Below are 20385 nucleotides of genomic sequence, written 5' to 3'. Positions count from 1 at the left end.
GAATCGGCCGCTCCGAACAACCGACAAGGAGTGGCCCGGGCCCTGCCGGCCACACGGCGGATCGGCGCCCGCGTCGCTGCCCGCTGGAGGCGCCATTGCCGGGGCGGGCGGCCGAGCCTACCGTTGTCTGACGAACCGTCAGAGTCATGATCTTGAGGCGGCCCGGGGGGCAGAGCATGGCGCGACCGTCCGACTGGAGTCCTGTCGACATGGATTCCGATCCCACACCTGGGAGTCCAGACGACGTCAGGGAACTCGCCGAGGGGTTACAGACGTTCGCGGATGACGTCGGCGACGCGTTGGGCCGCATCCGTGGCATGGCGGAGGACCGGGCCGTCCTCGACTGGGCGGGCCTGTCGGCCGACCGTTTCCGTTCCGAGTTCGACGGGGTGCCGCCCAACCTCGAGAAACTCCAGACCTCCTACGACATGGCCGCGCAGGCACTACAGACGTACTGGCCGAAGCTGGAGACCGCGCAGGGCATGGCCGACCGGGCCCTGGACCGTGCCCTCGCCGCCCAGGCCGACCTCTCCTCGGCCCAGTCCGCGCTCACCGACGCCCAGGACTGGGTCACCCGCGCCGGCGACGAGGCGGAACGGCTACAGGAGGCGGGCGAACGCGAGAGCGTCGAGCCACCCTCCGAGGCCGATGTCCGCGCCGCCACCCGCGACCGCACCGCCGCCGACCAGGCCGCCGCCTCCGCCCAAGGCCGCGTCGACGAGGCCGAGGAACGCCTCGCCGCCGCGCGGGCACTCGCCCAACAGGCACAGGAGATGCGCGAGGAAGCCGCCCGCGCCTGCGCCGACGAGATCGACGCCGCCTCCGACGCCGGCATCCACAACCGCAGCTGGTGGGAGAACGTCGTCCGCTGGTTCCAGGACGCCTGGGACACCATCGTCGCCATCTGCAAGGTCGTCGTCGCCGTCCTCGGCGTCATCGCACTCATCATCGGCGGACCGATCGCCTGGGTCGTCCTCGCCGCGGCCGTCGTCGTCCTCGCCGACACCCTCATCAAATTCGCCAACGGCGAAGCATCCCTGTGGGACGTCGCCTTCGCCGCACTCGACTGCATCCCCGGCATGCGCGGCCTCACCACGCTCGGCGGCCTCGCCCGCGGCATCCGCTCCCTGGCCAGCACCGGACTGCACGGCCTGACCGCCGGCGTGCGCGGCCTCGCCCAGGGATTCCGCGGCAGCGGCCGGATCATGTCCGCCCTGTTCTGCCGCTCGGACCCGGTCGACATGGCCACCGGCGACATGGTCATGTCCGCCACGGATGTCGAACTCCCCGGCGTACTGCCCCTCGTCCTCTCCCGCCACCACCGCACGTCCGTCACCACGGGACGGCTCTTCGGCCCCTCCTGGAGCAGCACGCTCGACCAGCGACTGGTGCTCGCCGACGACGGGGTGCGCCTCCACACTGAGGACGGGATGACCCTCCACTACCCCCGCCCCATACCCGAGGAGCCTGTCCTACCGGTCGAAGGCCCCCGCTGGGAGCTGTCATGGTCCGGCGAGCCCGGATCGACGCTCACGGTCTGTCAACGCGAGACAGGTCTCACGCTGTCCTTCGGGCCCGTCGCCGGGCACCCCGGCACGGAACTGCCCCTCACCGAGATCAGCGACCGTCACGCCAACCGGGTGCGCGTCGAGTACGACGCGCATGGCGACCCCACCGCCCTCGCGCACGACGGCGGCTACCGCGTCGGGATCGCGACCGCCGCACACCGCGTGACAGAACTGCGCCTGGCGAGCGACCCCGACCAACCGGTGCTCCGGCGCTACGAGTACGACGACGCCGGACGGCTCTCCGCGATCCGCGACTCCTCGGGCGCCCCCCAGCGGCTCAGCAACGACGAGCTGGGGCGGATCACCGGCTGGCGGGACCGGAACGACAGCTGGTACCGCTACGCCTACGGCCCAGAGGGGCGCTGCGTCGCCACCGAGGGCCCCGACGGCGTCCTCGACAGCCGGATCGTCTACGACACGGAGAACCAGCGCACGCTGTTCACGGACTCCCGCGGCCACACGACGGCCTACCAGTTCGACGACTGCTACCAACTGGTCGCCGAAACCGATCCGTTGGGCCACACCACGCACCGGACGTTCGACCGCTACGACCGGCCGCTGACCGTCACCGACCCGCTCGGCAACACCACCCGCCACGAGTACGACACGCACAGCGGCACGACCGTCGCCATCCGCCCCGACGGCTCGCCGCTGACCGTGGAACGCGACGCGTCAGGCCTGCCCCTGGCCGTGACCGAGGCGGACGGCCGCACCTGGCGGTGGGAGTACGACCAGCAGGGCAGCCGCACCGCGGAGACCGACCCACTGGGCCACGTCACCCGCTACGGCTACGACGAGCGGGGCGGCCCAGCCTCCGTCAGCGACCCCGAGGGCCACACCATCACCATCGAGTGCGACTCCCGGGGGCTACCCGTCACCATCCGGGAACCCGAAGGCGGCGTCACCCACTACCGGTATGACCACTTCGGCCGCGTCACCCAGGTGACCGACCCCGAAGGCGGCGTCGACGAAACGGCCTGGACGCCCGAAGGCAAGCCTGCCCGCCACCGGAGCGCGGACGGCGCCGAGGAGACCTGGGACTGGGACGGCGAGGGCAACTGCCTGCGGTACACCGACCCCACGGGCGGGACGGTGACGTACGAGTACGGCGCGTTCGACCTGCTGACGGCCAGGACCAACACGCTCGGTCTTCGCCTCGGTTACAGCTGGGACACCGAGTGCCGACTGCGGGTCGTCACCGACTCGACGGGCGCGACCTGGCACTACGCGTACGACGCCGCGGGGAACCTCGTCGACGAGCGCGACTTCGACGGCCACACCCTGACCTACGCCTACGACGCGGCGAACCGGTTGATCGGCCGCACCAACGCGCTGGGGCAGCACGTCGCCTACCGGCGGGACCGGGTGGGCCGGATCGTGGCCAAGGACAGCGACGGCGCGCACAGCGACTTCGCGTACGACACGGCCGGGCGACTCGTCCGGGCCGCCAACGACCACACCGAGGTCCGCTACGAGCGTGACGCCCATGGCCGGGTCCTCGCCGAGATCCGCGACGGGCGCACCCTCGCCTACGCGTACGACCCACGAGGCAGGGTCACCCGGCGCCACACGCCGAGCGGCGTGACCAGCCGGTGGTCCTACGCCGACGACGGCCGATCGGCGCGGCTGCTGAGCGCGGGCCGCGCGGTGGACTTCGTCGAAGACGCCCTCGGACGCGAAGTCGAGCGCGGCGTCGGCCCCGGGCTCCGGGTCGCGTCCCGGTGGCGCCCCGGCGGCGGCTTGGCCGAGCGGACCATCCGGCACGACCTCCGCGAGCCGCGCCACCGGTCCTACGCCTACCGCGCGGACGGCCACCCGAACGGGATCACCGACTCCGCCACCGGCCACACCGAGATCCAGCTCGACGAAGTCGGGCGCGTCACATCCCTGAGCGCCCCGGGGTGGGAGGAGTCCTACTCCTACGACGCGGCGGGCAACCAGACCGACGCCCACTGGCCCGCCGAGGCGGGCGGCGCCGGCGCCACCGGCGAGCGGGAGTACGAGGGCACCAGAATCGTCCGCGCCGGCCGGACCCGGTACGAGTACGACGCCGCCGGACGCCTCGTCCTCAGGCATGGACCCGGGCTGTCGAAGAAGCCCGCCACATGGCGGTACGACTGGGACGCCGAAGACCGGCTCACCGCCGTCACCACACCCGACGGAACCCGCTGGGAGTACCGCTACGACCCACTGGGCCGGCGCGTCGCCAAGAGCCGCCTGGCCCCGGACGGGAGCGTCGCCGAACGCAGCGAGTTCGTCTGGTCCGGGACGAGCCTGATCGAGCGGCTGGACGTCGACGCCGACCGGCGGACCACCTCGAGCGTCACCTGGGAGTACCGCGGCCACCATCCCGTCCTCCAGATCGAGAGCCGAGCGACGGAGGGCGACCCCGATCAGGCCGAGTACGACCGGCGGTTCCTCGTCATCGTCACCGACCTTGTCGGCGCTCCGACACACCTGGTCGACGACACCGGCGCGATCGTGTGGGAGCCGGGCGTCACGCTGTGGGGCAGGGCCTCGGCCGTGCCACTCGGGGCACCCGACATTCCCCTGCGCTTCCCCGGCCAGTACCACGACCCGGAGACCGGCCTTCACCAGAACTTCCACCGCTACTACGATCCGGAGACCGGCCGCTACCTCACCCCCGACCCGCTGGGTCTCGGCCCCGGCCCCAACCCCCGCGCCTACCCACACAACCCGCACGTCTGGGCCGATCCCCTCGGCCTTCTCGGCTGCCAACTCGCCCTCTTCCACGGCACGTTCGGGGCGGCGGCCCGGAGTATCCGCACGACGGGGATCAACCTGACGCACAGCCTGCGGGCCATGGACTTCGGGCGCGGCGGCTTCTACGTGACCAACGACCTGGCCCAGGCACGCCAGTGGGCCAATCGTCTGGCCGGCCGCAACGGCGATGTCGCGGAGGTGCTGCACTTCCGCATGCCCGAGAATGAGCTGACCAGCTTCAACCGGCGCCTTTTCGACGGCCCGAGCTCCGAGCTGGCCGACTTCATCCGGCACCACAGGAACGGCGGCGTGATGCACGACTACGACCTGGTCGAGGGCCCCATGCTGATGAACGTCGGCCCCTTCCTCAGACGCGGCGCGGACCCCGTTTTCGGCGGCCACCAGATCGCCATCTTCTCGCCCGAGGTGGCCGATCTCTTCAACCGCTCGCTCCTGCCGTAACCCGGAGGCCACCCGTGTCGGAGTTCCTCATGGCGACCGAAGATCCGGAGATGCGGGAGTACTTCCGCGAGATCGCCGACTTCATGGTCGAGAAGTTCGCCATCGGCTACGCGGAGGCCGTGGCCCGGGTCAACGAGGCATTCAGGAACCAGGAGTTCGCCCCGTACCCCGACATCATCTGCCACGAGCTGCCCGAACACTGGGCGTACGGCCTGTACTACGGCGACGTCCCCTACTGGGACGAGGGCGCGGACCGATCCACCTGGACCGTGCGGCCGGCGCCCGACCCGCGATCGCCGTCCTGGACGCTACCCGACCGCTGACCCCCACCAGGGCACCCGGGGCCAGCGACGGCGAGCGGGACACCGGGGAACCTGGAGACGGCGCGGCCGCGGCTCTTCGGTATCGCGTACCGGCCCTGCGTTCCGTCCGCGTCCGGAGGCCGCCGGTGGTCTCGGTGACCACGCCCAGGATGGGGACCCCGCGGCGGCCATGTTGGCATGGAGCGCGAGCGGGAAGTCCGGGGCGAGTTCGGGAAGCGGCCGGCGCCGTGTAGGCCCCCGCGCTGGCGGCGGGGTGCCGCAGCGGAGTGCCGTGTACTTCGTCCCCGTGGCCCCTCGCTGCACCTTGCGGGTACGGGCTTTCGGGCCGCGCGTCGGGAGTCCTGGGCCTACTCAGCGGGCCGTCGGAGCCGGCAGCGTGACCGCCTCGCGCAGTTCGTCGGTGGCCTGGGTGATGAGCTGGGAGAGGGAGGCGTCCGGGTCGGTCAGCCAGCGGGACGTGGCGCGCTGGTGGATCGCCAGCACCACGTCGATGATGAAGCGTGCCTTGCCGGGCTCGACGCCGCGGCGCTCGAGCGCCCGCGCCAGCGCGTCGGCGATGTCGGCGAGTTTGATCAGATCGCGCTCAGCCAGTGCCGGGTTGGCGGCGATCACTCTGACGCGGCGCAGCAGGAACTCGCGCGGGCGAAAGGTCTCCTCGGCGGTTTTCAGCGCGGTCAGCAGCGCCTCGATCGGTGTGAGGCCCGGGTCGGTCGCCTCGACCTGGGCGACGAGGTGGGCCTTGAGCTCGTCACCGGTGAAGAGGACTTCCCGCTTGTCGGGGAAGTAGCGGTAGAAGGAGCGCTCCTTCAGACCGGCGGCGCCCGCGATCTGCGCGACCGAGGTGCGTTCGAAGCCCTGCGTCTCGAACAGCTCGAGCGCCGCGCGCTCGAGCCGGCCCTGTGCGTCGGATTCCCATCTCGGCATACCCACCAGGCTACCGACAACAGAAGCTGTTATCGGCTGATACGGTCGACGACAACAGATGCTGTCATCAGTCAGGAGATCGTCATGAAGGCTCTGCAGTTCGACCGGTTCGGTTCCCCGGACGTGATCGTGCTCCGCGACGTCCCACAGCCGGAACCGGGTCCCGGTCAGATTCGGATCGCCGTGCGGGCGTGCGGTCTGACGCCGGCCGACTGGCACGTCGTCGACGGTCTCCTCGCTGACCAGCTGCCGCCGCTGCCGCGCGGGCTCGGCTTCGAGGTCGCGGGCACCGTCGACGCGCTCGGTGAGGGCGTCGACGGCGTCCAGATCGGCGACCGCGTGTTCGGCCCGGCCACCTTCCACGGCCCGACGGCTGGCGCCGCCGAGTACGCGCTGATGCCGGCCTGGGCACACATCCCCGAGGGCGTCACCGCCGAGCAGGCCGCCGCGCTGCCGATGGCGGCCGAGACGGCGTGGCGCGCGCTCGACGACCTCGGCGTCCAGCCGGGTGAGCTGCTGCTCGTCCACGGCGCGGGTACCACCGTGGGTGAGGCGGCGGTGCGCTTCGCGCTGCACCGGGGTATCCGGGTGATCGCCACCGCCGGCCCGACTCGGGCCGCCACCCTGGAAGAGATCGGTGCCCGGGTGGCCGCCTACGGTGAGGGCATGGCCGAACGCGTCAGCGCACTGGCCGGAGGCCGCGTCGACCGCGCCCTGGACGCGGCGCCGACCGGGGGCCGGATCGACCGCGCCGACCAGCCCAGCCCGGCTGGCGGCTCGCTACCGACCTTGATCGAGCTGACCGGGGATCCCGACCGTGTCCTCACCGTCTCGGACTTCGCCGCCGCGGCCGAGTTGGGGGTCCGGATCACCACCGAGATCCGCTATGGCCAGATGGACGAGTTCGCCCGGCTCGCCGGCGAAGGCATCTTGGTCGTACCGGTCGCCCGCACCTACACGCTCGACCAGATCCAGGAAGCGGCCGAACTCAGCCAGTCCCGCCGACCCGGCGGCAAGCTCATGCTCGTCCTGTGATCACCCTGGCAGCCTCGTAAGGCGCGACTACCTCGACGAGGAGGCGAGGCCAGCCCCGCCTGAGCCCTGCGGGCCGATCCCCGGGGCCGTGCGCCTTCAGCGGCCTTGGGCGCCGAGCCCAGACCTCACCGCCAGGTTTCTCGGACACCTACTGAGCCAGGGCCGTGCCGGCCGGGTGTGAGTGCTCAGGTGTTGTTGGTGCCGAAGCCTGCGACGGCGAGCTGGAAGGCGCGGTCCGCCTGCATCGCCGGGTCGGTGTAGTTCTCGGTGGCCAGGGCGATTCCGACGATCAGTATGAGCAGGTCGTCGATGGTGATGTCCGCCCGGACGGCTCGGTCGTCAATGGCCTTGCGCAGCAGCGAGGCGCCGGCCGCACCGATGGCTGCCGCACAGGATTCCTGGGTGGCCTCGTCCTGGAGGGGCTGGTAGGAGAGGACGTCTGCCAGACCACGTGCGGCGAGCGAGTAGGCGAGCAGCTCGCGCAGCCATTCCACCAGCGCGGAGCGGCTGTCGTGCTCGCCGCAGAGTGTATGAGCGCGATCGCACAGGGTGCGGACGCGCTGTTTGAAGACGGCTTCGAGCAGGGCTTTGCGCGTGGGGAAGTGACGTCGCACGGTGGCTGATCCGACGCCTGCGATGCGGGCGATCTGCTCCAGGGACGCCTGGGCTCCTTGGGCCGCCACCTCGGCCTCGGCCACGGCGAGGATGTGCGTGTAGTTGCGGCGGGCGTCCGAGCGCTGGCCGGTCATGATCTCCCCGAAATTGATAAGTGGCGGCCCCCGCCGTATTGTAGCGAGCCGAAACGGTGGGCCCCGCCGTTTGTGGTGTGCGCGACCGCTGAGGAGATGCACTCATGACCACTGCCGCAACACCGGTTCTCGTCGCCGGCGCCACTGGCCGCCAAGGCGGCGCGACCGCCCGCGCCCTGCTCGCACGCGGAACACCGGTGCGCGCCCTGGTGCGCGACCCGAGCACGCCCCGTGCACGGGCCGTCGAAGAACTCGGCGCCAGCCTGTTCGTGGGCGATCTCACCGACCCCGCGACCCTTGAAGCGGCCATGGACGGCGTGCGGGCCGTCTTCTCCGTGCAGATGCCCGCATACACCGAGCAGGGTTTCGACTTCGCCGGCGAGGTCAGGCAGGCGGACAACCTCATGACGACTGCGCGGGCCGCCGGTGTGGAGCAGTTCGTCCAGTCCTCCACCAGCGGCGTGGGACAGCACCTCGAGGCTCCGGGCTGGGCCGAAGGACGGTGGGCGGTGATGGAAGCCCCGCTCGGCACGAAGGCCGCGATCCAGGACCGGCTGCGCGAACTCGACTTTCCATACTGGACGTTGCTCAAGCCGTCGTTCTTCATGGAGAACTTCGAGCCGGCCATGCGGTTCTACTTCCCCCGCGGCGTCGAAGAGGGTCTGGTCACCGTCGTGAAACCGAGCACACACCTGGCACTCGTAGCCGCCAAAGACGTGGGCCGAGCCGCGGCAGCCGCCCTGTCCGCCCCCGCCGAGTTCCACCGAGTGGAACTGGAGCTCGCCAGCGATTACCTGACCATGAGCGAAATCGCCGAGATCCTCTCCCGCGCCCTGGGCGTCTCGCTGACGGCCCCGGACATGACCGAGGAACAGGCCCGCGCCGCCGGCATGGGAGACATGGGCGCCACGCACGAGTTCATGGAGGTGGTCGGCCAGCCGGCTCGGCCACAGTTCGCTCGCGCGCTGGGCATCGACCTGACCAGCTTCGAAGAGTGGGCGCACGAACACCTGCGGACCGCCGCCTGAGCAGGGAGGTATGACGCCAGCGCGGGTGCCCGATCTCGGCCCCGATGCCGCGGCCCGGGAACCGCCCCGTGCTGGCTACACGCTTCACTCATCGGGAGGGCATACCGGGGTGGTCTGGCTGATATGGGAGGTATTGCGTTCGTTCTTCTGCTGTGAGGTCGCGGTTGAGGGCCTGGCAGATGGTGCGGGCGGCTTCGGTCGGGGTCGGTAACGTCACGTTCCAGTGTCGTATGGTGCCGTCCGCGTCGAAGGTGGCGAGCATGGTGCCGTCGGGGCTGAATCTCATGGTGCGTACGGTGTTGGTGTGGCCGGTGAGGGTGGTTCGTACCTGGCCGGTGGCGGTGTCCCAAAGGCGTATCTGCCGGTCTTCGCCGACCGCCGCGAGGGTGCTGCCGTCGGGGCTGAATGCCACGTCGAGTATTCGGCTGGCAGTTGGCAATGTGACCTGAAGGCGGCCAGCGGCGACATCCCACAAGCGGAGTGCCTCGTCATCACCAGTCGCAAGGGTGGTGCCGTCGGGACCGAACACGATCCCTGAGATCGCGCCGATATGTCCAGTGAGGGCGGTCAGGAGTTCTCCGGAAGACACGTTCCGCAGCCGCACTGTCCCATCTCCGCCGCCGGTCGCGAAGAGAGCGCCGTCGGGACTGAAGGTTACGCCGTCTGTGTCATCCGTGTGACCGATGAGCGGGCCCAGGTCGCGCCCAGTGGCGGCATCCCATAGCCGTTCGTCTCCGCCAGCCGTGACCAGGACACTGCCATCGGGGCTGAACTCCGCCTCGTTCGGGACGTCGGTGTAGCCGCTCAACGTGAGCCGCGGCCCGGGGGCACGTTCCACAATCGCGCGGTGCCATCCTCACCGGCCGAGGCGAGGGTCGCACCATCCGGGCTGAATCTCAGGCTGAATACTGTTCCTGTGTGGCCGTTGAAGGTGACCAGGCTGCGCCCGGTGCCCACGTCCCACAGGACGATCCCACCGTCGAGGCCTGCGGTGGCGAGCGTGGTGCCGTCGGCGTTGAAGGCGATGGCGTTCGCCAAACGCCCCGGGGCATTGAAGGTGACCAGGCTGCGGCCGGTATCAGCATCCCGGATGTGAACGATGCCGTCGAGGCTGGCCGTGGCCAGTACCTGTCCGTCTGGCGAGAAGGCCAGGAGCGACGCCTCTTCACCGTCATGGGGCACGGTGGCGACGGTGTGACCGGTCGCCGTCCCCTGTATCCGCACGCTTCTGTCGAAACCAACGCTGGCATACAGGTCGCCACTCAACGCAACGCCGTCTCGTTCCTCAACAAGAGCAGTAGACGAGGGCACCTGTTGCCCTGTAGCGGTGTCGTACAAGCGCACGGTAGCTGTGCCAGGGGGGCTGACATATCTGCCGCGGGTGGTGGCAAGCACGCTGCCGTCGACGCTGAACACCGAAGGACCAGCCTCCCAAAACGGGTCACTGAGCGTGGACACCGCTTCACCGGTGACGGCGTCCCGAATCGTGACTTCGCCAGTTTCGATCTCCAGGGTCGTGAACAGACGGCCGTCCGGACTGTAAACGGGGTTCCCGAAGGAACTCTCGCCTGCCCCTTCGATCGTCTCGATGAGTCGGCCTGTGGCGGTGTCCCATCGGCGCAGGGCGTGATCGTGGCCGGAGGAGGTGGTGAGGATGCTGCCGTCGGGGCTGAAGGCCACGCCGTAGACCGATCCGGTGTGGCCGACGAGGCGGTGACGCAGGGGTAAGGCCGCCGCTGCGTAGAGGCTGGTAGTGGCTTCGGTGGTGGGGCTGGTGCGGTATGCCTCGATCGCTAGGAGCGCGGCGAGATCGGGGTCGGAGGTCAGGAGCGCTGCGGATTGGGTGGCGAGTTGGCGTGAGCGGGCCGCCTCTGCGGCAGTGGCGATTCGCTGTTGCCGGACGGCCACCACCGTCGCGATGAGCGAGAGGATCACGAGCAGGGACACTGCGCCGACCAGGGCACGCAGCCGCCGGCTGGCACGAGCGGCCACACGCCGCTCTTGATCCCTCGCGAGGCGGCTGGCCTCGAGGAAGACCTGCTGACGCTTTGGGGGGGTGGTAGTTGGGGTGGGGTTGGGGGTGTGGGTTGGGGTGTTGGGGGTTGGTTGAGAATGGGTTTTGGGGTGGGGTCGGCGGGTTGGGTGGGGTGTGGCCTGTGGGTTTTGTCGTTGGAGTGAGAGGGGGTGGGGTGTGTTGTGGGTTTCGGTTGCGTGTAATGGCTTGGTTGGTGTTTGTACTGGTCAGGGGCTTGCTGGGCGTCAGCGAGGGCCTCTTGGCGGGGCGGTGGTGGGGCGGTGGTGTTGTTCGGCGTGGTGGTCGAGACGAACGCTGTCGAGGGTGGTGCGGGTGATTTTTTCGGTGCCATCGCAGATGGCGGTGATAGCGGCTTGGCGGATGAGGCGGGCGAGGGACCCGATTCGGCCGGCGGTGCGCTGGTGGAGGTAGGTGGCGAGGCGGACCAGGGCGCCGGGTTTGTGTCGGGTGAGGTCGAGGGCTCCTTCGAGGTCGGCGACCAGGTCGGTGAAGGGATAGCGGTCACGGTGGCGGGCGGGGAGGGGGCCGCAGGCGATGAGGGAGGCGCGTGCGGCGAGTTGCGCGCCGCGGACTCCGCTGAAGAGTGGGGTGGTTTCGACGTCGATGCCGGCGTAGACGAACGTGGCGGGGATACGTTCGGTGAGGTCTTTGAGGAGGTCGGCGGCTTCGGCGCCGGTGGTGGTGCGGGGGTTGAGGCGGTGGATCTCGTCGATCAGGACGAGGCGGACGCCGGCGGCGGTGTAGGTGTGGCAGACCGCTTCGAGGATCTGAGCGGTGGTCATGCGGGGGGTGGTGGGGATGCCGAGGTAGCGGGCGAACTCGGTGGTGAGGGTCTTGGCGGTGGCGCCGGGCGGCACGAGGACGTAGGCGACGGGCACGCTGGTGTCGCCGGGGGTGGCGCGGTGGGTGTGGGCGAGGTGGCAGGTGCGTCCGACGGTCATCAGCGCGGTGGTTTTCCCGGAGGCGGCGGGTCCGGTGACGATCAGTGAGGGGCGGGCGGTGATCGTCTGGTGGCGGCCGAGGATCATCAGGGTCCGTACGGTGGTGGCCAGGGTGTTGATGGCGGGGGTGCGGACGGTGACGAACGCGGAGTGGTAGGCGAGGCGTTCCTTGAGGGTGCGGGGTGGGGCGTCGGGTGTGGGTGGGGTGGGGGGGGGGGTGGTGGCGAAGTGGCACCAGCCTTGCCAGGTGGTCACTGGCCAGGGCTGCGCCGCCGCACCCACGCCGGCCGCCACGGTTGCCGCTGTGGTGGTGTGTTGGTCGGCTCGGGCCGTAGGGCGGGGGCTGTTGTCGACGGCCGGCGCCGTACTGCCGTGGAGGCCGGCACCGCGGGGAGCTACTGGGTTGGGGTTCACCACGTGAGTGCCTCGGTTCGCGGGTCGTAGAGGCCCAGGCCGGTGTAGGGGCGTGTGGGGGAGTCGGCGTGGTGGCCGTCGGTGTCCTCCTCTGGTCCTTCGTGGCCGTGGTCGAGGTCGTCGAGGCTGTCCGCGTCCTCCACACCGCCGACCGCGTCTGGGGCGCCGGCCTCCTCCCGTGTGCCGACGTGGTCTTCTGTCGCGGCGGTGTCCTGTGGGTTGGCGAGCTCGCTGGCGGGTGGCTTCTCGTGATCGAGTGGGGAGCGAGGCGGTGTGGTGGGGAGTGCCTTGACGGGTGCGGTGCGGGCGAGGATGGCGCGTTCGGTGCGGGTGCCGTTGCCGGTGTGGGCGCGGCGCATGAGGTGGTCGAGGGCGTCGGCGAGGTCAGCTTCGTGTTGGTTGCGGTCGGGGTGGCGGATGGTGGTGGCGCGGATGTGTTGCCAGGTGCGTTCGTCGAAGGGCCAGTGGGTGTGGTCGCGGTGGATCCAGGGGAGCTCGACCAGCCCCTGGTCGGGGAGGCGGATCCAGATCTGGCGTGCGTCGTGGGGGTTGTAGTGGACTTCCCATTTCCCGTTCCGGGCCGCGATGCCGGAGGTCTGTCCCCGGTAGGGCGCCAGCAGGTCGTGGTCGTAGGTGCGGTGGTTGATGCGGATCCCGCTGGGGGTGATGGCCTGCCAGCGCACCGGCAGCAGCTCGAGGTAGTCGGTGCCGGTGAGAGGGACCGGAACATGACCGGCGATGGCGACCAGGGCGGCCCACATCTGGTTGGGGGACAGCGCCACCTTCGGCAGACGCGGGTGCCGGAGGCCTTCGTGGGGGCGGTGGTGGTAGTGCACCAGCCACTCATCCAGGAGGTCCTGGAGCTGGGCCACGCTCAAACAGGCCTCACCTTCGGCGGCCGGTCCGCGTTGGGTGACGTCCGGGCCGGTGTAGCCGGGCAGGTGCTGGCAGAAGCCGGCGTTGATCGTGCCGAAGGCGCGTTCCACGATGCCTTTGGCGGTCGGGGCGAAGGGTGGGGTGAGCTGCACGCTGATCCCGAGGGTCTCGCAGGCGGCGGTGAACGCCTGGGAGAGGAACACCCGCCCGCGGTCGACGACGATCGTCTCCGGGACCGCCACGGGCCGGGCGGCCGCGCCCTGAAGCCGTTCGTCCAGCGACATCAACCGCAGCCGCTGGGGCAGATGGCTGCTGTGGGCGAAGCGCAGCGCGTCGGGCCATGTCGGCCGGGCCGGGTGGGGGACGGTCATCTCCGCCAGCAGCAGCGCCGCGTCGACCGACCGAGTGCCGGCCGGGCACAGCACGGCGGCCAGGATCGCCCGGGTGGCGACGTCGATGGCGATGGTCAACTCGGGCCGGCCGACGGTGCCGTCCTCGAACAGCGCCAGCACGTCCAGGCGGGTGGTGTCGATCTGCACCTGCTCCCCGGGCCGCAACGCCACGGTCGGCGTGAACGCCCGCCCCTCCAGGGACAGCGGCGGGGTCCCCACAGGCCGGCCGGGCAAGTCTGTGGGTGCGGCGAGCTGGTGGACGAGCCGGTAGAAGCTGGCCTGAGACGGCGGCGCGACGACCCCAGCGCCGTGGCGCTCCTCCAACAGCCGTGTGACCTTCGGCAGCAGGGCGCTGATGGTGCCCTTGGAACGGCCACGCTGCCGCCGCAGCACCTCCTTGATAGCGGCGACCACCCGCTCATCCGCCCGCCCGGTAGGGCTGTAGGCGCGGGTGGAGCGGTGATCGACCAGCCCCCACAGCCCCTGACGACGGTAGGCCAGCCGCATCCGCTGCACCGTCGCCCGAGATACCCGCCCAAAGCCCAGCGCCGTCAACTCTTCGGCCTTGGCCTGCTCACGCTGTGCCAGGGTCCACCGCTGCGGGTCGTATTCGGGCCGCGGCATTCCATCACCATCCGGGCCGTCGGGGAGGCCGGTTTCGACCTCGCGGATGTGCCGCAGCCAGGCCAGCGCCTTCTCCCGTGCCGGCTTCGGGGCGGTGGCGAACAACCCTGACCGTGGTACCGCCTGCGTCGCCTCGGCGCCCACGACCTGGAAGTCGGGGTCGGCAAACAGGTGCCCGGCGAGCACCACCTCGTCACTCACCGCCCCCTCGCTGCCGGCCTCGCCGCTCTTGTCATTGCCGTCGGCCGCGAGGTGGACCTGCTGGCCGGCCAGGCCGATGACCTGCCACCGCCGGCCACGGAAACGCACCTGCGCCCCGATCGCCACCACCAGCCGCCGCCCCCTGCCGCCCGCGGCGCTCACTCCCGGCCCCCGCGCTGCTCGCCGGCCCGATCCCAGGGCGCATCGACGTCGTCTATCTCTACGGCGCTGGTGAGGCCGCCGTCCTGGTCCCGGCTCACGTGGCCGCGGCTGCCGAGGATGGCGTCTTGTCGCGCATCATCGCGGCGACCTCTCCTCGCGCCAGGACCCGAAGCGTCACGAGTCCAGGCGTCGGGGGTACTTCCGCGGGCGCTATCTGTGCGGACACGCCGGGTGCTGGTGGCCGGCTCGGCTGCAGGCGCTGTGACTGGTGCTGTGGCCGACGTGCTCCGCGCGGCGCGATCCATGACCTTCCCGCGACGGGAAGTCGGGGCGGGCCCGACCAGGACGCGTTCGTGTAGCGGTGTCTGAAGCGGGGTGTACAGGTGGCCTCGCCACAGCGCGTGGAAGACGCAGGGGAGGACCTGCATCGGGTCGCCGACCGCTTCGACGCCCTCGATCAACGGCCGGGGCCGGGCGAACGCTTCCCGGACGACATCGGCGAGTTCGAGGTGGCCGTGGTTGCGGGGGTGACGGTAGCCAGCCAGCCACTTCAAGTTCGCCGCCAGCACCCCATCCAGCGGCTCCAGCCGCCGGTAGGTGAAACCCACCTGCGCACACGCCGCCCGCATCACCGGCGCGGCCGCCCGGGCGCGCCCGCCGCCCGCTTCCGGATGGCTGGGGCAGTCGGCGACCAGCGCGGTGCCGTCGGCATAGCGGGCGAAGAGCTGGGGGACCCAGGAACGCACCCGCCCCCGCACATCCCGCCACAGCAGCCGCACGGGCCGCCCAGCCATGCCGACCACGCCCGGGTCACGGTCCAGGACCATCAGCTGGGCCCGCATCGCGCTGGACCCAGCGTGCACGTGCCGCCCGGTGGTGGCCGACCACCACCGGCCCGGCCCCCACCGCCGCCCCGGGATCACCGGGAACGCCGAGACCGGCTCCGACTCCTCGAACGCCACGGTCAAGGCCGCGTCCACCCACCGCTGCTGCACCACCTGCCCAAGAGGGTCACGGAAGACCGCCTCGAACCCCACCCTCACATCAGCCTCTGCCTCTTCCGGCTCCTCGCCGGATTCGACCGCCGCCCTCGTGTCGTCCATGCGCGCATTCAAGAGCAACACCGGCCTGCGGCAGGCGAGTCCCGCGACTTTTCACCCACACCAGCGGCCCCACCACAACGGCCGCACGCCACACAGGCCACCTACGGCCGCCCGCCAGGTGCGCCCCACACCATCCCCTCACGCTTACCCTCCGGCCCGCTGCTCGTTATCGACCGCCAGCATCCCGGCGAGGACTTCGGCGGACAGGCCGGCCAACCTGGCCACCTCCTCCAGCGGCATCCCCGCCGCGAGGGCGGCCGACGCGGTCTGACGCACAGCTCCCTCGAGCAGACCGGAGGCATGCCCGAGGTTCCCCAACAGCCGGCGAGCGACATCGACGGTGGCCCCGGTCTGCACACCCCGCAGCTGGATCAACTGCTCCTGAGCATCCTCAATCAGACTGGTGATCAGAGCACGCTGCTCGGCGGGCACCGCCGAGCGCCACCGCGTTCCCGAGCCCGGCTGCTTCTTCTCCTTAGCCAGACTCCGCAACTGGGTAGCCATAGCCACAGGACGGTGCTCCCGCTTCACCCACCACGGATCATCCGCGAAACCAGGCACACCGGCGACACCACGGCGCCGCCGGATCACCGAGCCCATCCAAGCGATCAGCGGCCCGCCATAGTCGATGGCGCCCAGCGGCCCCAACCACGGCCGCCCCACCCGCTCACCCAACGCCCGGCCGAATGCCCCGTCCGTCAGCAGCGGCCGCGGCCGCCCCGCCCCACTATCCCGCCACACCCTCTCGCTCATCTCCGGGTCCAGCAGCGCATCGGCGACAGCCCCCACCTCGGGGAAGATCACCGCGTCCCGAGCCACCACCCGCCACCACCAAAACCTCCCCCCTGCGGTGGCGTCTCCACCGGCCACCGCGTGCAGCCGGGCGGGCCAAATCCGCTCGGGCTCCCACTCCAGAGCCTGCTCCCACCACCGGCACACCACCGCATACGCCAACCCGAACACCCGCTCCGGCCCCACACCAGCCCGAGTGGCGCGCCGCGTCACACCCACCCACCGCCGCCGCGCCGCGACCACCTCCGGCACACTCCGCACATCCAGGTGCTCCAAGCCGTGGTCGGCGTCCGCGTCCAACCCCCACCTGCCATGCCGCCCGCACAGCCGCTCCCACCGCTGCGCGTACCGCACAACCCGCACCGCCACCCCGGTACGCCGCGCCGCACACAGCCGACACCCGAACACGACCGGACCGACCACCGTGCCCCCGACCCGCCACACCGCCCGCGGACCGTCATCCTGGTCGGCGAACGCGGACTCATCCCGCCCCCAGGACGGCAACGCCCGCGCCAACACCACCTCCTCGACCCCACACAGCTGCACCAACAGCCGCCGCCCGGCCGCGTTCAGCAGCACCTCGGCGTCCGCCCGCACCGCCCCACTCTCGTGCCGAGGCCGAGGGGCGCCCCACTGCCACCAGGACAGCACCGCCTTCTCCTCCAGCCCGTACCTGCCTGCCAAGCGGGAGATCAGCGACGCCGTCATCTCATCGGCAACGGGACCAACGCGAAAGACGCCAGCACATCCTTGGCCGCCACCGCGGCAAGCCCCATGAGGCCCACTCACCTTTCCCCTCCCTACAACCCGATCTCGTCCAGCGCGGTCTGCTGCTCGACCGGCAGTGCATCCCGCCTGGAACGCATGTTGCTGCGCCATACCCCGAGGCGCACGGCGACGGTCTCGCCCGGCTCCTGGTCCCCGCCGCCGACGGCGTCCTCGAGGACCAGGTGCTCGATGTGGCCGCGGGGAACCTTCAGGTGGCCCTCCCGGGCGAGGTATTGGCGGGCGGCCGCGAGACCGCGCTCGAAGGACCCGCTCCGGCCGCCGGACGGCTTCCTCGCGGCCGGCACCGCAGTACCGCCGGCCTCCGGCCCAGCCGGCTCCTGCGCGCCCTCCACGGCCTCCTGAGCGGTCTCGGGGGCCGTGTGGAGCGGGCCAATGCCCAGATCCCCCAACAGCCCGCGCTGCGCCTGCGAGAGGTGCTTCCAGCCGTGCCGCTGTCGCCGGAGCCAGGTGCCGATGTCGGCGCCGGCCACCGTGACGCCGGGGAGGATGTCGTCGGGGTCGGCGCCGCCGTCGACGCACTGCTGAACTCCGGCATAGTTCCTCTGCCACTCCACGGGCCAGGCGGGGTTCCAGTGCTCGTCGATCGCCGCTAGCTGCTCGCTGCGCTGCTTCGCCCGGGCCGTGTCCTTGCCGAGGCCGCCGGGCCGCCGGAGGTTGGCCAGGAGCATCCCGACGGGCCGGTCCAGGATGGTCGCCGACCTCGGGGCTGCCAGCGTCCCGTACTCGTCGTGGTAGGCGCGTAGGACGTCGAGGGTCTCCTCCCACGCGAGCTCGCGTTCGTCCCAGACCATGCCGAGCGCCTCGAGGCGCCGGGCGCGGCCGCCGTTCATCTGGCCGGCCTGGAAGACCTTCCGCTGGTCGGCGACCCACTGCCCGAGCGGGAGCGCTCCCTCCCGGTGGGAGAACGGCACCCGGGCGTTCTTCTCCCGCTTCCGGTAGGCGCGCAGGGACTCCAACCCGCGGCCCCAGTCCTGCCGTTCGGTGTCGATGACGTTGTAGGCGATCCATTCCGCGACCGCCGCCGGATCCCGCTTCGAGGAGAACCGGAGCAAGAGCCGACCCTCTTCCTCACCATCCTCCGGCGGCAGGCCGATGTCGGCCGTCGGCGACATAGAGTTCGTGTTTGTCTGCGGAATAGCCAGCAACTCGATAGCCTGCTCATCGTGAGCACGCAGCCCTTCGAGCACCTTCACCAGCGGCTTGTACGAGGCGGAAGAGAACATGTCATCGGGCTGCTCACCGGGCGCGAGGAACACCGGGACGATAAGCGAAGCGAGCTTGCCCTCACCGAGCTTCTGCCGCAGGGCGCGGCCGATGGCTTGGACGATATCGACCGGCGATCCCTTCGGATCCAGAAGAGCAACCGAGTCCACCGCGCGAATATCGACGCCTTCCCCGAGAATTCGACAATTCGACAGGATCGCCAGCCCGGCCCGAGTACCGAAGTCCCCGAGGACCTGGCGGCGGTGGTCGGCCTCGTGCTCCGCCTTCAACCAGCCGGCCCACACCTTCGGCGGGTACCGCTCCGGCTCCGCCTGGTGAAGCTTCTTGCCGACCGCCGGCAACCCGGTGGCGAAGGCTTCGCATTCGACGGTGCGGTGGTGGAAGGTGATCATCGTCTTCAGGTCGTGCTCGCGGGCTGTCTTCAGCATCGCCGCCTGCAAGGCTCCGAGCCTCAGGCCGCGGATCTTCTCCTCGCGCTTCTCCGGCCCGTAGAGCTTGTCGGGCGGCAGCTGGGGGTCGACCAGCTCGACCACGATGATCTGATACCGCGCCAGGATTCCCCGGGCCACACCGCTCGCGAGCGTCATGCGGTAGACGACCGGCCCGAAGACGGCCTCGTCATCCATGCTCGCCGCCATCTCCTCCGGCAGCGGATCACGCAGCGGATCGATAGGTGGCCGCTCGTGCCAGATCCGCGGCGTCGCCGTCAGGTACAGCCGCCGCAGCGCCGGCAGCAGGCCGTTGTCGTGGGCATCAGCCCACGCCTTCCCCATCGACCCGGAGGTGCGGTGCGCCTCGTCGACCACCACCAGGTCGAACGGCTCCATCGGGAGGCCGTAGGAGCCCTCGAACGCCTCCACCAGGACCGGCAACGACGAGTACGTCGCATAGACGGTCACGGGCCCCTCTCCGTGCCACAGCGCCAACTGAGGGGCGCTCGTGGTCGCCCGCACCCCGCGCCCCCACAACACCGGGTCGTCGCTCGAGCACACCGCGACCGACGGCCCCGTGTGGCCGGCCGACTGCCAAGCGCCGACCGTCTGAGTCAGCAAATCCAGCGTCGGCACCAGGATCAACACCCGACCATTCTTGGCCACCCGCCGGGCCGTGAAAGCGGCCACCATCGTCTTTCCCGAACCGCACGGCATCACCACCGTCGCCCGCAACCCCGCCGCCGGAATCCGCATCCCCGGCGGAATATCCAACGCCCGCGCCCCGGCCTCTACCGCCTCAATTTGATAACCATGGAGATCCTGGAATGTGAAAGACTGCTTCGCCACTTCTTCTCTCCCCGGCAGAGAAAGCAATTCCTAGGCGTCCGCATTCTCGACGGCGCATTCGTGATCCGATTCGAGGATCGTCCCATCGGGCACCGGCTCGAATTCCCAGGTTTCGTCACAGTCTCCGCAATACCCGTGTCCGTAAAAGCTCACGTCGGCCATGATGGGCTCCTCTGCGTTTTCCGACCCCAACTGACGAGGGGCGGCGTTTCCTCCCCTCTCGGGGGAGGCTGTCTGTATCCCTGAGTCTACACAGATGCATCGCGCGGCATGCCGAGTTGGATGCAGTGTGATGCACGTCACGCGAGCGCCTTGACGTCCCGTCAGCGCGCCGGATTCTGGCTGCGCTTGACGTCCAGAGAGGGGCGGTCACCCTGAGGGTCTCGCCCCCGTCGTCAACCTCTCGACGTGCGGAATCCACCCGAACGATACGATGACACAGGGCCCGTTCGCACCCCGACCCTCCCGGGCGGTCCATCAGCCCTCAACTCGGGCCCTGCCTGGGATTCCTGTACTTACACAGGCTGCATCATCCCGCGATGCAGCCACCCCCTCACTCCCCAGGTGCGTTTTCCGCCGGAGCGGAGCGGAGGCGGGATTCGCGCGAAGCGTGAATCCGACTGCGTCTCGGGATTTCCGCGAAGCGGGAATCCGTTGCCCCGCGCGAAGCGCGGGGCTCCGTCCGCGAAGCGGACGGTCCTGCAAGCGCGCGCAGCGCGCTTGTACCCGCTCCGCGGGG

The 20385-nt window shown here is 70.5% G+C and carries 14 protein-coding genes; 4 read left to right on the top strand and 10 right to left on the bottom strand.

The features are described from left to right. The first annotated feature begins 209 nt into the window (after positions 1-209). Both ACYVPE_RS10285 and ACYVPE_RS10280 read left to right on the top strand, forming a co-directional pair. The gene (locus ACYVPE_RS10285) at positions 210-4754 is read left to right on the top strand and encodes a DUF6531 domain-containing protein (protein ID WP_461033164.1); all 4545 of its coding nucleotides are present in this window, start codon (positions 210-212) and stop codon (positions 4752-4754) included. A gap of 29 nt (positions 4755-4783) precedes the next feature. Then, positions 4784-5077 (top strand): hypothetical protein, encoded by a 294-nt coding sequence (locus tag ACYVPE_RS10280; protein ID WP_461033163.1) that lies wholly within the window; start codon positions 4784-4786, stop codon positions 5075-5077. Positions 5078-5428: 351 nt separating this feature from the next. On the opposite strand, the gene ACYVPE_RS10275 is transcribed toward ACYVPE_RS10280, so the two are convergent. Next, positions 5429-6001: a TetR/AcrR family transcriptional regulator gene (locus ACYVPE_RS10275; RefSeq protein WP_461033162.1), complete on the bottom strand. Its 573-nt coding sequence runs from the start codon at positions 5999-6001 to the stop codon at positions 5429-5431. 84 nt (positions 6002-6085) lie between these two features. On the opposite strand from ACYVPE_RS10275, the gene ACYVPE_RS10270 reads away from it, so the two are divergent. Next, entirely contained in the window at positions 6086-7036 is a 951-nt protein-coding gene (locus tag ACYVPE_RS10270; protein ID WP_461033161.1) for an NADP-dependent oxidoreductase, read from the top strand. A 185-nt stretch (positions 7037-7221) separates the two neighbouring features. Here the strand turns inward: ACYVPE_RS10270 and ACYVPE_RS10265 are convergent, their stop codons facing one another. Continuing rightward, positions 7222-7785, bottom strand: a complete 564-nt coding sequence (locus ACYVPE_RS10265; protein ID WP_461033160.1) for a TetR/AcrR family transcriptional regulator — start codon at positions 7783-7785, stop codon at positions 7222-7224. Positions 7786-7889: 104 nt separating this feature from the next. On the opposite strand from ACYVPE_RS10265, the gene ACYVPE_RS10260 reads away from it, so the two are divergent. After that, positions 7890-8813 carry an NmrA family NAD(P)-binding protein gene (locus ACYVPE_RS10260; RefSeq protein ID WP_461033159.1) on the top strand — a complete coding sequence of 308 codons (924 nt, stop codon included), beginning with the start codon at positions 7890-7892 and terminating at the stop codon, positions 8811-8813. Positions 8814-8901: 88 nt separating this feature from the next. Here the strand turns inward: ACYVPE_RS10260 and ACYVPE_RS10255 are convergent, their stop codons facing one another. The 8 genes from ACYVPE_RS10255 to ACYVPE_RS10220 all read right to left on the bottom strand — a co-directional run bounded on the left by ACYVPE_RS10255 (position 8902) and on the right by ACYVPE_RS10220 (position 19808). Further along, positions 8902-9621, bottom strand: coding sequence for a WD40 repeat domain-containing protein (locus tag ACYVPE_RS10255; RefSeq protein ID WP_461033158.1), 720 nt, complete (start codon positions 9619-9621; stop codon positions 8902-8904). Continuing rightward, complete coding sequence (locus ACYVPE_RS10250) at positions 9618-10760, bottom strand: WD40 repeat domain-containing protein (protein WP_461033157.1); 1143 nt, start codon at positions 10758-10760, stop codon at positions 9618-9620. Before ACYVPE_RS10250 ends, ACYVPE_RS10255 begins: the two co-directional genes overlap by 4 nt. Positions 10761-11072: 312 nt before the next feature. Continuing rightward, positions 11073-12044 carry a TniB family NTP-binding protein gene (locus ACYVPE_RS10245; protein ID WP_461033156.1) on the bottom strand — a complete coding sequence of 324 codons (972 nt, stop codon included), beginning with the start codon at positions 12042-12044 and terminating at the stop codon, positions 11073-11075. Positions 12045-12199: 155 nt separating this feature from the next. Further along, a complete protein-coding gene (locus ACYVPE_RS10240) occupies positions 12200-14458 on the bottom strand; it encodes a Mu transposase C-terminal domain-containing protein (RefSeq protein WP_461033155.1) in 2259 nt (752 codons plus the stop codon). Next, positions 14455-15561, bottom strand: coding sequence for a TnsA-like heteromeric transposase endonuclease subunit (locus ACYVPE_RS10235; RefSeq protein ID WP_461033154.1), 1107 nt, complete (start codon positions 15559-15561; stop codon positions 14455-14457). The genes ACYVPE_RS10240 and ACYVPE_RS10235 overlap by 4 nt, the downstream gene beginning before the upstream one ends. A 144-nt stretch (positions 15562-15705) precedes the next feature. Beyond that, positions 15706-17061, bottom strand: a complete 1356-nt coding sequence (locus tag ACYVPE_RS10230) for a DNA-binding protein (protein ID WP_461033153.1) — start codon at positions 17059-17061, stop codon at positions 15706-15708. Positions 17062-17153: 92 nt separating this feature from the next. Next, on the bottom strand, positions 17154-19646 hold the full coding sequence (locus tag ACYVPE_RS10225; RefSeq protein WP_461033152.1) for a helicase associated domain-containing protein: 2493 nt from the start codon (positions 19644-19646) through the stop codon (positions 17154-17156). Positions 19647-19676: 30 nt separating this feature from the next. Next, the gene (locus ACYVPE_RS10220; RefSeq protein WP_461033151.1) at positions 19677-19808 is read right to left on the bottom strand and encodes a hypothetical protein; all 132 of its coding nucleotides are present in this window, start codon (positions 19806-19808) and stop codon (positions 19677-19679) included. Positions 19809-20385: the final 577 nt, after the last annotated feature.

The sequence above is a fragment of the Streptomyces mayteni genome (genome assembly GCF_054783955.1).
This window is presented reverse-complemented; position numbering and strand designations above follow the sequence as displayed.